Source organism: Desulfomarina profundi (genome assembly GCF_019703855.1).
GTDB classification, from domain to species: domain Bacteria; phylum Desulfobacterota; class Desulfobulbia; order Desulfobulbales; family Desulfocapsaceae; genus Desulfomarina; species Desulfomarina profundi.
Genome location: NZ_AP024086.1, coordinates 2,892,195 through 2,904,144, shown reverse-complemented (window position 1 = coordinate 2,904,144; position 11,950 = coordinate 2,892,195). Strand labels below are relative to the sequence as shown.

At 48.9% G+C, this 11,950-nt stretch carries 11 protein-coding genes and 1 pseudogene; all 12 read right to left on the bottom strand.

Annotated features, from left to right (window positions below; translation table 11 throughout):
• Positions 1–140 precede the first annotated feature (140 nt).
• A complete protein-coding gene (gene dctP, locus LO777_RS13430; protein ID WP_228854398.1) occupies positions 141–1,202 on the bottom strand; it encodes a TRAP transporter substrate-binding protein DctP in 1,062 nt (353 codons plus the stop codon).
• A 173-nt stretch (positions 1,203–1,375) separates the two neighbouring features.
• Entirely contained in the window at positions 1,376–2,764 is a 1,389-nt protein-coding gene (locus LO777_RS13425; RefSeq protein WP_407929148.1) for an aspartate aminotransferase family protein, read from the bottom strand.
• Positions 2,765–3,194: 430 nt separating this feature from the next.
• The gene (locus LO777_RS13420; protein WP_228854396.1) at positions 3,195–4,709 is read right to left on the bottom strand and encodes a sigma-54 interaction domain-containing protein; all 1,515 of its coding nucleotides are present in this window, start codon (positions 4,707–4,709) and stop codon (positions 3,195–3,197) included.
• Positions 4,706–5,056: a PAS domain-containing protein gene (locus tag LO777_RS13415; protein ID WP_228854395.1), complete on the bottom strand. Its 351-nt coding sequence runs from the start codon at positions 5,054–5,056 to the stop codon at positions 4,706–4,708. The genes LO777_RS13420 and LO777_RS13415 overlap by 4 nt, the downstream gene beginning before the upstream one ends.
• A 247-nt stretch (positions 5,057–5,303) precedes the next feature.
• Positions 5,304–6,419 (bottom strand): alanine dehydrogenase, encoded by a 1,116-nt coding sequence (gene ald, locus LO777_RS13410; protein ID WP_228854394.1) that lies wholly within the window; start codon positions 6,417–6,419, stop codon positions 5,304–5,306.
• A 156-nt stretch (positions 6,420–6,575) separates the two neighbouring features.
• Positions 6,576–7,019, bottom strand: coding sequence for an Lrp/AsnC family transcriptional regulator (locus LO777_RS13405; RefSeq protein WP_228854393.1), 444 nt, complete (start codon positions 7,017–7,019; stop codon positions 6,576–6,578).
• Positions 7,020–7,159: 140 nt separating this feature from the next.
• Complete coding sequence (locus LO777_RS13400; protein WP_228854392.1) at positions 7,160–7,369, bottom strand: hypothetical protein; 210 nt, start codon at positions 7,367–7,369, stop codon at positions 7,160–7,162.
• Between the two features lie 5 nt (positions 7,370–7,374).
• Positions 7,375–8,594: pseudogene (gene nqrF, locus LO777_RS21095) on the bottom strand (NADH:ubiquinone reductase (Na(+)-transporting) subunit F).
• Between the two features lie 17 nt (positions 8,595–8,611).
• Complete coding sequence (nqrE, locus tag LO777_RS13385; RefSeq protein WP_228854389.1) at positions 8,612–9,223, bottom strand: NADH:ubiquinone reductase (Na(+)-transporting) subunit E; 612 nt, start codon at positions 9,221–9,223, stop codon at positions 8,612–8,614.
• Positions 9,223–9,846 (bottom strand): NADH:ubiquinone reductase (Na(+)-transporting) subunit D, encoded by a 624-nt coding sequence (locus LO777_RS13380; protein WP_228854388.1) that lies wholly within the window; start codon positions 9,844–9,846, stop codon positions 9,223–9,225. Before LO777_RS13380 ends, nqrE begins: the two co-directional genes overlap by 1 nt.
• Before the next feature lie 5 nt (positions 9,847–9,851).
• On the bottom strand, positions 9,852–10,715 hold the full coding sequence (locus tag LO777_RS13375; protein WP_228854387.1) for a Na(+)-translocating NADH-quinone reductase subunit C: 864 nt from the start codon (positions 10,713–10,715) through the stop codon (positions 9,852–9,854).
• On the bottom strand, positions 10,708–11,916 hold the full coding sequence (locus LO777_RS13370; RefSeq protein WP_228854386.1) for an NADH:ubiquinone reductase (Na(+)-transporting) subunit B: 1,209 nt from the start codon (positions 11,914–11,916) through the stop codon (positions 10,708–10,710). The genes LO777_RS13375 and LO777_RS13370 overlap by 8 nt, the downstream gene beginning before the upstream one ends.
• Positions 11,917–11,950: the final 34 nt, after the last annotated feature.

The window sequence follows — 11,950 nt, the reverse complement described above, 5'->3', positions numbered from 1 at the left end:
TGTTGTGCGTGTCTTCTTTCAGCCCGTATGTTCGCCAACGGTCAGTCCAGGCAGCGTATGCCTGCAGTAAACACAGGATACTATTATTTGCTGCAAAAAACTCTAAACCTATTGCAGCCTGAACTGATGAGAAATGCGGGCTAGTTGTTCATTTTTTTGAGCCAGGCCTTGATGTAGCCAATCATTTCTGCGTTTGCAGGGTCTTCCGCAGCAACATCGGTCCAGATTTTGCGGGCACCGTCAGCATACTGTTGCTGACAGGATTCACTGAGAATATTTTCTGTAATTTTACCTTCTTTTACCAATTGATTAACAGTCTCAAGTTCTTTTTGATATGCATCGACGGTGGCATGCCAGTAATCTTCAGCGGCAGCATGCAGAGCCTTTTTGATGTTGTCCGGCAATTTATTCCACTTTTTCAGGCTGACGAGAATGTGGCCGAGAGTGTGGTCACTCTCCATACCTTTTACCCAGTACGGGGCAACTTCATGCCATTTAAGCCCGGTAACGGCACTTACATCCCATTCTGCCGCATCTACCACTCCAAGTTTCAGGGCCATATAGGTCTCAGTTGGAGACATGTCCACAGCCTGCATACCAACACTGCTATGAAATGTCCGGTTGATGCCGTCCGCTTTTATTTTCATTCCTTTAAGGTCGCTGCAATCCTTGATCGGCTTTGTGGAAAGAACGAAGGGTACAGGTCCATAGGTGTGGATATCAAGATAATAGAAGCCGTGCTTTGCATATTCCTTTCGCAGCAGACCTATAACCTCGGGCTGCATTATAAAACTGCGGACCGCTTCGGCTTTTTCCTTGAAGGTCATATTTTTCTTCATTCGATAAGCAAGGGGAAGATTGAATTCAACATTTCCAAGCGGGATAATACCTGACCAGAATCCACCCATTGCCTGGAGCATGTCGACAACACCCTGTTTTGTAGCACCGAACAACTGGTCGCCGGGGACCAGTTCCGGTTCTGCAAAAACTCTTAATTTTATTTGTCCGTCGCTGTTTTTTTTCGCCGAGTCAGCAAAAACTTTGAGGAGCTCCATGGACAGGTCACCCCGGGGATAGGCAGACTGTATTTTCATTCGATATGTTTTTGCTGCTGTTGCCCTGTGGATGGGAAGGATTGTGAAAATAATGGCAACTGTAAGGCAGAACAGGCGAGTGCAGCAAAAGGGTACATGCTTTTTCATCTGTATTACTCCTTTATGAAGGTGTTGTTATAATGGGATGATTGAATTTCAATTTTCAGTTCTTTTTATGGGTCTCCGGTTCAAAGATTTTCGGAATCTGCGCCTAACCTGGTTCATTGTGTCAATTTTAATAATCAGATTAAATTTGACACAATGTTCATGAGAAATGCGAGCTAACTGTTGTTTTGGATTTCACGTGCTGTTTCCAGCAAGATGTCAGCCGAAATCCGGGCGTGATTTCTTGTGATGATCAGGGACGGCATAAACCGGAACACATTGCCGAACCGTCCACAGGGGACCATGACCAGACCCTTGCCAAGCATGGCCATAATCATGGAAACCACCTTGTCATTTTCCAGGGGCTCCCGACTTTCCTTGTCTTTGACCATTTCAATGCCGATCATGAATCCCCGGCCACGGACATCACCTATAATGTCTATTGATTCAGCCTCTTTTTGCAGATATGTTAAAATTTCCTCTCCAACGGTTCCTGCACGTTTGATCAGGGCATGGTCGTTTTCAGTCAGGATTTCTATGTTTGTCATGCAGGCTACAGCATTCACCGCATTGCCTGCAAAAGTGTTGGGTTGCGAATGATCTTCGATATGTTCCGCCAGATCTTTTCTGATGGAGAGCCCGGCCATGGGAACATCACCACCCATGCCTTTGCCCCAGGTAATCATGTCCGGTTCGACATCACTGTGCTCAATACACCACATTTTTCCGGTTCGACCGGCACCCGCCTGGACTTCATCTGAAATATACAGCGCACCATGTTTTTCACATGCTTTTTTAACGATGGACAGATAGCCTGGAGGAGGTGGCAGGTATCCGCCTTCGCCCTGCTGGGCTTCGATAATAAGGGCTCCCACATCATCAGCTCCTGTGTATGGAGTGTTGAGGACATAGTCCACATATTGAGCGCACTGAAGGTTGCAGTCGGGGTATTTTAATCCAAAGCAGCATCTATAGCAGTATGGGTAAGGCAAGTGAATCACTCCCGGAATAAATGGACCATATCCTTTCCGGTACTGGTCTCCAGTCGTAAGGGAGTTCGAGCCGCACCAGACACCGTGGTAGGCGCCGTGGAATGCGACGATCTGGCTGCGGCCGGTGATCTTTCGCACGAATTTTATTGCTGTTTCTACAGCACCACTGCCTCCCTGGGTAAAATAGGTTATGCAGTTATTTTTCAGACTGCCCGGCATTATCCCAGCGATAACTTCACCGAGCTGGGATCTTTTTACATTGGAGATATCGCTTGCATGCATAAGCGTATCCATTTGTGCCTTCATTGCGGTTACTACTCTCGGGTTGCACCTGCCTACTGAATTGACGGCAACCCCCGCTGTAATGTCAATATAGATATTTCCGTCGGGATCTTTTACTGTTGCTCCCCGGCCTTCGGCAAAAACGAGAGGAAACCTGCCCCCGCCTCTTGCCATGGATTCGAACTGAATTGATCTTTCCAGGTCTTCCTGGGTTTTCGGGCCGGGGATCTGGTCTGTTATAATTTTTGGAGCCTCTTCATATGATAGTTCCGCGAGGTGTTCTTCATGAATCATTATGCACTCCTTTTCTTTGGTGTTGGTTTGTTGCTCTTGATTTTCCGGAAATTTTTTCCATAGACCGGGTAGCAATGTCCGTGCCATGGAGGTTTTTATGGTGAAAATGTCGTGAATGCAGATAGATGACAAAAGATACCTGGGAGACTTTTTGTTATCGACCGTCATATATGGCGGCACTGTTAAATATGACGGCTGTTTGGCTCCTGGAAGGAATTATTGATAATGATCAATAATTCAGTGTGTTATGAATAATCTACTGGTGAAAAAAGAAGGAAAATTAATCCAATTTTTTGAAATAATGGCGAGTAAACTGCATTTCAAACCCTGAAATGCAGTCGTTGCCGGGGGAATGTCGCTTATCCGTCAAATATGACGGGTCGTGTCTGGCTTAGATCTGTCAAAAAAAGTTCATGAGAAATACGGGTTAGAACTGAGGAACAGGAGCGGGTCGGCGGATTCCCAGCTTTCGCATGCGACCTCGAAGAGTACTGGGATTCAGATCAAGGATTCTCGCCGCCCCGTTTTTCCCTTCTATTACCCAGTCAGTCTGTTTTAAAACGCGAATAATATGTGCGGATTCAATTTCCTGTAGAGTTTTAGTCGCCATCGCACCTTCCTCAGGATTGCCGGGAGAAGAAGTCGTAAGGGTGCTTTTTTGCAATGTCTTTCCACTGCTGTTAATCATATCGCGTTCAATGACGTTCTGCAGTTCTCTGATATTCCCGGGCCAGGAATAGTTCATGAAGTTTTCCATGACTTCATTGGGGATCATTGAAATGGATTTACCCAGAGATTTATTAAACTTGTTGATAAAAAACTGTACCAGCAGCGGGATATCATCTTTCCGTGTTCGCAGGGGTGGGGGAGAAATCGGATATACATTCAGGCGAAACAGCAGATCCTGACGGAAATTACCAGCTTTAACCTCTTCTTCAAGGTTCCTGTTGGTTGCGGCGATGATCCTGACATCGACAATTCTTGTTTCTGTGCCGCCAAGTCGTTCGAACTCACCTTCTTCGATCACGCGGAGCAGTTTTGCCTGCAGAGTCAATGGCAGTTCGGCAATTTCATCGAGAAAAATAGTAGATTCATGGGCAAGTTCGAACCGGCCTATACGTATTGCCGCAGCATCTGTAAAGGCTCCTTTTTCATGGCCGAAAAGAATGCTTTCGATCAGCGTGGGAGGGAGATTTGCGCAGTTAAGCTTTATCAGGGCCCGTCTGCTTCTCGGACTTTTACGGTGGATATATTTTGCCAGCAGACCTTTTCCGGTTCCGGTTTCTCCCTGGATGAGTACCGTTGCGTTGGTCGGGGCCACTTTTTTGGCAGTGTGTAGCATGCTGATAAACTGTGAACTCCTGCCAATCATTATATCTTCATTTGTTTCACTGTTTATTTCATCCAGCAAGTAAACATTTTCAGCCTCTGTTTTGTCCTTGAGCTGCTGTATTTCCCGGAGTGCGTCACGTAACTGTTTTTCAACAGCTTTACGTTTTGATATATCGAGCTCAACACAGGCCAGGTATTTTTTGTTATTTATCGTCACCAGGCGTGCATCGCCGGCAAAAGATATCTTCCTGCCGTATTTTGTTTTTATCTCATACTCACAATACCCAGATTTTCCTTTCAGGGCATTGGCTGTTGCTTTTTGCAGGGCTGCAATACTTTCAGAAGCGGTAACGTCATTAATTGCGTGAAGGTTCTGGATTTCTTCGGCACTATACCCATAGACCAGTTCAACATTTTTATTCCAGCGGATACAGCGTCCATTTTCATCATTGAGCCAGAACAGACCGGGCAGAGCCTCGAGAATGGAATCAGAAAAGATCCGTTCTTCAGTCAGTCTCAGTTCATTTTCCTTTGCCAGGGTAATATCTTCTATTGCACCATCAAAAAAAATGGCTTTTCCCTTCCTGTCCCTGCTGACTCTTGCTGTCACTGCCCCCAGAAAAAGTCACCGTTCTTTTTTTTGAATTTAATTACTTTACGGTTGACTTCATTGTGTGAGAGCAATTCCGCAATAAGCAGTTTCCGATCATTCGGATCCCAGTAAGTTTTATTGACCGGTATTTTGAGAAAGTTTTCAACTCTGGAGTACCCGTACATCTTAACAAGTGGCGGATTGGCGAGGATAAAGTGACCATTTTCGTCGGGAATACTCCGGAATATACCGATTGGCAGATTGTAAAATATGAAATGTCCCAGTTCATTGGAACCGTTCTGGAGAAACTGATCGGGCAGGTTCAGGTTGTTCTGTATTTCAGAATTGCTCGAATGGCGAGACATCAGAGGCTCTCTCCGGAACTGATGGTCGATTTGTTGTTTCAGTGCTCAAAAGATCAAAAGTATCAGCAGTGAGTGTGGTAGAGGAAAAGGGTCTGCAACAAACAACCAGTATACACCTGCAGACTTAAAAAGGGTACTTTTTTACCCGAATACATCATGAATTCACATGATGTATTCGGGTAACGTAATGGGGAGAGGGGTGTATTTTCAGCCTGCATCATCTGTTTCAACAGGCTGAACCCGGGTACTATTTCAATACCTTGTCAATGGAAGTGAATTTCAGGCCGAAGGCGTCAGCTACGGCGGAGTAGGTGACCTTCCCGTCGACGATATTCACTCCAAGTTTAATTTCCCTGTTTTCCCTGCAGGCCTTTTTCCATCCTTTGTTGGCAATTTCCAGGGCATAAGGCAGTGTGGCGTTGGTCAGGGCCAGAGTGGAGGTCTTGGCAACAGCGCCGGGCATATTTGCAACGCAGTAATGGACAACTCCATCGACGGTGAAGACCGGATCGTCATGAGTTGTGGCTTTGGAGGTCTCAAAACAGCCGCCCTGGTCGATGGCGACATCCACCATTACCGCACCTTTTTTCATGCCTTTCAGCATATCACGGGTGACCAGTTTGGGAGCCTTGGCACCGGGAATAAGAACCGCACCGATGACCAGGTCCGCTTTTTTCAGCAGTTCCCGGAGTTTCGGCTTACTGCTCATGACTGGAAAGCAGTTGCTGGGCATCACTTCGCGCAGGTAGCGCAGGCGGTCAAGATTAGTGTCCATCAGGTAGACTTTGCCGCCAAGTCCACAGGCCATCTGAGCGGCGTTGATGCCGACTACACCGCCGCCGATTACAACTACAACCCCCGGCTCAACACCCGGTACACCGCCAAGGAGAATACCACGGCCACCTTTTGTCATCTGCAGATAGTTAGCACCTTCCTGGGCAGCCATACGTCCGGCCACTTCGCTCATGGGAGTGAGGAGGGGCAGGCTCCTGTCCGCTTTCTGAATTGTTTCATAGGCGATATTGACGGATTTGGCCTTAATCAGCGCCTTGGTCAGTTTCTCTTCGGCAGCGAGATGGAGATAGGTGAAGACAATCTGGTCCTTGCGGATCAAATCATATTCAGATGGCTGAGGCTCCTTGACATGCATGACCATGTCGGCTTTCTTGAATATTTCTTTTGCACTGCTGACGATGACAGCCCCGGCTTTTTCATAAGCCTTGTTGGTGAATCCACTGCCTTTGCCCGCATTTTTTTCAACCAGGACCTTGTGGTTGTTGTGAACCATGGTTTCAACCCCGGCAGGGGTCATACAGACTCTGTTTTCCGCAATTTTGATCTCTTTGAGAATGCCGACAATCATTGTTTCGTCTCCTTTTTGATTTAACAGTAACAAGCTTTATGGGTGTTTTTGCCGCAGTTTCCGTTTCTTGTGTCTCTCCTGTTTTCCTGTACAATTTCCCCGCACTACCCTGTCCGGAGGGAGGAGAAGTCCCCGTGGCAGGGTATGCGGGAAAATTTAAAGAATATAGGGAACTCTCAAGTTATATCCCTCGAAAACAATAAAACTCTCAATAGTCTGTACATCTTCGATTTTCGCCACCTGGCGCGTGATAAATTTAAGCAGTGTATTTTCAGGTCCCAGGAGAACCTGGAGGATAAGATCATATCTCCCGGTGACAATTCCAACGGAAACAACACCTTTCAACCGACTGAATTCGGCGGCTTTTTCCTGCAGTTCCATCGTTTTCAGTTTTACCCCGAGATAGAGCAGGTTGTGGCCGGTGAGGGAGTCTATACTGACGTTTCCGGAAATATCGAGGATGCCTTCCTCAATCAGTTTTTTTACCCTGGATCTTACCGTATTTTCAGTAATGGACAGTTCAGTGGCAATCAGCTTATAGGACTTCCTGCCATCCTTGAGATGCCGAAGAATTCCCATGTTTGTTTCGTCTATGATCATTTATCCGATATTATTGTAAATAATACTCTGATATGGGTTTATTTAATTTAACATGAATAATTAGACATTATTTTTATGAAAAAGTCAATTTTTCTTAAAAATATTTATGAAAAAGTAAATATGATGTTTTCAGAAGGAAATTATAAGGAAGGAGGGCTGTTTTTGGGGAGAGGTTTGTTCCGTAATTGTGAATCACAACTTTCGCACATGGTACCACCGCTCTGATGGCACATACCAGTCAGACCGTGACGGGTCCGGTTCTGCCTTCGTTTGCAGAAACTGATGATGAGAGCAGTTGTCAGAACAAGGGAAAAAGCAATGGCCAGCAGTATGAGGAAGTGAGAGATCATGTGGATTATCCGAAATCGTCAAAATGGATATTTTCCTTTTCAACTCCAAGTTCTTCCAGCATTTCGAAGACGGCCCTGGTCATCATGGGCGGGCCGCACAGGTAGTAATTAATATCCTCAGGAGCCGGATGATCTTTGAGGTAGTTGTCCAGAACAACTTGGTGGATAAAACCGGTGTAGCCACTCCAGTTGTCTTCCGGCTGTGGATCGGAGAGAGCCAGGTGAAAGGAAAAATTATCAAACTCTTCTGCCAGCGCCCTGAACTCATCATCGTAAAAAACTTCTCGCAGGGAGCGGCCTCCGTACCAGTAGGAGACCTTCCGCTTCGTCTTCCTGCCCCTGAAAAGATCAAAGACATGGCTGCGCAGAGGCGCCATTCCAGCCCCGCCGCCGATGAGCATCACCTCCGAATCGCTGTCGTCCATGAAAAATTCTCCGAATGGCCCGGCAATGGTCACCTCGTCTCCCGGTTGCAGGTTGAAGATATAGGAGGAAACCTGTCCGGGGGCAGAGAGGCGTCACTGCCCGGAGGCGGACTGGCAATACGGACATTGAGCTTGATGATGCCTTTTTCACCGGGCCAGTTGGCCATGGAATAGGCCCTGGTAACGGGAGTGTAGACATGGGAACGATACTGGAACATCTTGAATTTTGTCCAGTCGGAGAGAAAACGTTCATCAATATCAAAATTCCTGTATTCCAGGGTGTGGGGCGGTACCTCTATCTGAATATAGCCGCCGGCACGGAAGTTGACTTCCTCGTCTTCGGGCAGTTTTAATACCAGTTCTTTTATGAACGTTGCCACATTACGATTGGACTGTACAGTGCAGAGCCATTTTCTGGCGTCGAGCATTTCCGGTGGCACCTCAATGAGCATATCCCTTTTCACAGGAACCTGACAGGAGAGCCGCACCCCGTTTCTGGCATCACGGTTATTGATCTGACCCCGCTCCGTGGGCAGGATTGAGCCTCCGCCTTCCCTGACGATACACCTGCACTGGCCGCAACTGCCACCGCCACCGCAGGCGGAAGAGAGGATTACACCGTGTCCGGCAAGGGTGGTGAGGAGCTTTCCGCCCGGTGAAGTGCTGAACTGTTTGTCTTCATTGACTGTTATGGCCACCTCTCCTCCCGGAAGCAGGGTTTTTTTGGCCGCCACAATCAGGGTGACCAGGATGAGCTGCAGGCCTGAGAAACAGAGTATGCCGAAAATTATTTCATTCATTATCCATTCTCCCGCTTTTATTGCAGTTCCATTCCCGCCAATCCCATAAATGCCATGGCTATGAGGCCGGTGGTGATAAAGGTCAGTCCCAGTCCCCGCAGGCCTGCCGGCGGGTCGGCATATTCGAGTCGTTCGCGGATGGCACCGAGCAGGACCACAGCCAGAAAAAAACCGCCTCCGGCACCGAAACCGTAGGCAACGCTTTCGCCAAAAGTATAGTCCCGCTCCACCATAAAGAGGCTGCCGCCGAAGATGGCGCAGTTGACAGTCAGCAGGGGCAGAAAGATACCCAGGGTATTGTAAAGGGTTGGAATAAACCGGTCGAGGATCATTTCCAGAATCTGCACCACTGCGGCAATAACAGCAATATAGGTCAAAAGACCCAGGAATGTAAGGTCCAGATCAGGCTGTCCGGCCCAGGCCAGCCCTCCCGGTTTAAGCAGATGGTTGAGAATAAGATTATTTATAGGCACGGTGATGACCATTATGAACAGCACGGCCGCTCCCAGTCCGATGGCCATTTTTACCTTTTTGGAGATGGCCAGAAAGGTGCACATTCCCAGGAAGAAACTGAGGGGCAGATTTTCCAGAAAAATCGACCTGGTGATGATATCAAGGTAGTGAGTCATTACTCTTTCTCCTGTTGTTCGGGGTCAACGGTTCTGAGAACCCAGATAAGCAGGGCTATGAGAAAAAAAGCACTGGCCGGCAGGACCAGCAGTCCGTTGCGCACGTACCAGCCGCCGTCTCCCGCAAGGGGAAGGACCTGGATGCCGAACAGGGTGCCAGCCCCGAAAAGTTCCCGGATAAAGGCCACGGACATGAGAACGAAGCCGTAACCCAACCCGTTGCCGATACCATCGATAAAGGAGGCGACTGGTGGATTGCTCATGGCAAAACCTTCTGCCCGTCCCATAACGATGCAGTTGGTGATGATCAGACCGACATAGATGGAGAGTTGTTTTGACAGATCGAAAAAAAAGGCCTTGAGGAACTGATCCACCAGGATGACCAGGGTGGCAATGACGGTTATCTGGATGCCGATTCTGACACTGTCTGGAATCTGGAAACGGACAATGGAGATGGTCAGGCTGGAAAAGGCGACCACCAGGGTGACACAGACCGACATGACAAAAGCTGTACTCATCTGTCCGGTAACGGCAAGAGCACTGCAGATTCCCAGGACCAGCAGGCCGATGGGGTTTCTTTTGAAAATGGAGCGGAGAAGCAGTTCCGATTTTGTTTCAGCCATGGTGCCTATCCTTTCAGCTGTTTTTTAATAGTTTCAAAAAATGGCTTGTAGCCATGATCACCAAACCAGAATTCCATAAGGTTGTTGACGCCTTTGGCGGTGAGCGTGGCGCCGGAAAGTCCGTCGATCTGGTAGATTGTTTCATCACCGCTGGTGGCCGCTTTGCCCTTGACTATCTTCAGACCTTGTTTGCCACTGGAATCATAGATTTTTTTGCCGCGCCAGCCGCTCTGCCATTTCCTGTTTTCTATCTCTCCTCCGAGTCCGGGTGTCTCGCCATGTTCATAAAAGGAGACACCCCGGATGGTGCTCAGGTCGGCATCCAGGGCCACGTAAGCGTACATGGTTGACCAGAGTCCTTTGCCCCGCACGGGAAGGACATATTGTTCCACTCTGTTACCCTGCTTCACCAGGTAGACGACCCCGTATTTCTCAAGATGTCCCAGGCGGGCGATATCTTCCTCCCTGCCGAGCATTCTTCCACCGTCTCTGGTCAGAGCGCTTTTCACCTGGTTATAAGTTTTCGGGTTCAGGTCATTGGATTCCACAAACTTACCCGTGGCAAGATCAATCAGCCTGGCTTCGATGGGAGCAAAGAGCTTGTCAATCGGTTCTGTTTCCCGGTAGAGTCCAGCGGCAATGAGAATGTTTTTTTTACGATCAAGGAGGCGGTTGGCCTCCTGTTTCGGCCGGAGGCCAACCGCCGCTCCCGCCACCAGGGCCGAACAGACGAAGGCAAGTACCAGGACGGAATAGAAAGGTTTGGCGGAAGATTCTTGAGCCGGTGTATTTTCTGCCCGGACAATGGGGCTGTCGTCCGTACTGTCTGTTGTGGCCGGGTCGTTGCTCCGGTCTTGCTGGTTAGCCATGGCGTAACCTCCTCCGCTTGATATTGGCCTGGATCACAAAGAAATCAAAGAGCGGTGCCACCACGTTACCCAGAAGGATGGCCAGCATCACTCCTTCCGGGTAGGCCGGGTTCGCCACCCGGATAAGGATGGCCAGCAGCCCCACGGTAAAACCGAACAGATACTGGCCTGTCCTGGTGTGGGCTGCCGAAACCGGGTCGGTCGCCATGAAGACAAGGCCGAAGGCGAAGCCACCGATAACAAGGTGGTAATGGGGCGGAATGGCGTACATGGGATTGACACCGCTCCCACGCAGCCAGAAAAAGGTGGCACAGAGCAATCCTCCGAGGAGCATGGAGAACATGATTCGCCAGGAGGCAATTCCGGTAACCAGCAGGACAAAGGCGCCGAAAAGACAGGCGAGAGTGGAAGTCTCTCCCATGGAACCGGGAACCGCGCCCAGGAACGACTGCAGCCAGTTAAAGGAAACCTGGTCGATGGAGCCGCCGGGTGTCATACCAGCAAAACGGTTGAGTGCTGTGGCCGCAGTGACACCGTCGACCCCTGTCCATATGGAATCTCCCGTCATCTGGGCAGGATAGGCAAAGAAAATAAAAGCCCGTGCCGCAAGGGCTGGGTTTATAAAATTTCGCCCAACACCACCGAAGACCTCTTTGGCAAAAATAACCCCGAAACTGATACCTGCCGCCACCTGCCAGAGAGGAATGGAAGGGGGCAGGGTGAGGGCAAAGAGCATGGATGTAACGAGAAAAGCTTCGGAGAACTCATGGCCCCGGATAAGATTGAACAGTCCTTCCCAGATGGAGCCGACCAGCAGGGTTACGAGATAGACAGGAAGAAAATAAAGTGCGCCCAGAACAAGGTTGGAAACTATATCGGAAGGATTGCAACCGACCAGGGCCATGATGCTTCCGCGCCAGCCGCCGGGACCACCCAGTCCAATGGTGCTGATTGCCAGATTGGCCTGGTAACCCGTGTTCCACAGGGCCATGAACACGCAGGGAAGCAGGGCGACAATAACAATGGACATGATTCTTTTCAGGTCCATGGAATCGCGTACATGGGGAGAAAGACTGGTTGTTTTACTGCTGCCGAAGAGAAAGGAATCAAAGGCCTCGTAGAGCGGGTAGTATTTTTCCAGTGGCCTTCCCGGCTCAAAGTGGCGGCCTAATTTTTCAAAATATGCGCTGAGGAATTTCATTTTTCTCCTGTTCCTGTTATCGGATTGTTCAGGT

Excerpts from the sequence above, each read along its gene's own strand:
- LO777_RS13415 (WP_228854395.1), bottom strand. The coding sequence starts at position 5,056 with ATGTCTCGCCATTCGAGCAATTCTGAAATACAGAACAACCTGAACCTG.
- dctP (WP_228854398.1), bottom strand. The coding sequence starts at position 1,202 with ATGAAAAAGCATGTACCCTTTTGCTGCACTCGCCTGTTCTGCCTTACA.
- LO777_RS13380 (WP_228854388.1), bottom strand. The coding sequence starts at position 9,846 with ATGGCTGAAACAAAATCGGAACTGCTTCTCCGCTCCATTTTCAAAAGA.
- ald (WP_228854394.1), bottom strand. The coding sequence starts at position 6,419 with ATGATTGTCGGCATTCTCAAAGAGATCAAAATTGCGGAAAACAGAGTC.
- LO777_RS13375 (WP_228854387.1), bottom strand. The coding sequence starts at position 10,715 with ATGGCTAACCAGCAAGACCGGAGCAACGACCCGGCCACAACAGACAGT.
- nqrE (WP_228854389.1), bottom strand. The coding sequence starts at position 9,223 with ATGACTCACTACCTTGATATCATCACCAGGTCGATTTTTCTGGAAAAT.
- LO777_RS13405 (WP_228854393.1), bottom strand. The coding sequence starts at position 7,019 with ATGATCATAGACGAAACAAACATGGGAATTCTTCGGCATCTCAAGGAT.
- LO777_RS13400 (WP_228854392.1), bottom strand. The coding sequence starts at position 7,369 with ATGATCTCTCACTTCCTCATACTGCTGGCCATTGCTTTTTCCCTTGTT.
- LO777_RS13370 (WP_228854386.1), bottom strand. The coding sequence starts at position 11,916 with ATGAAATTCCTCAGCGCATATTTTGAAAAATTAGGCCGCCACTTTGAG.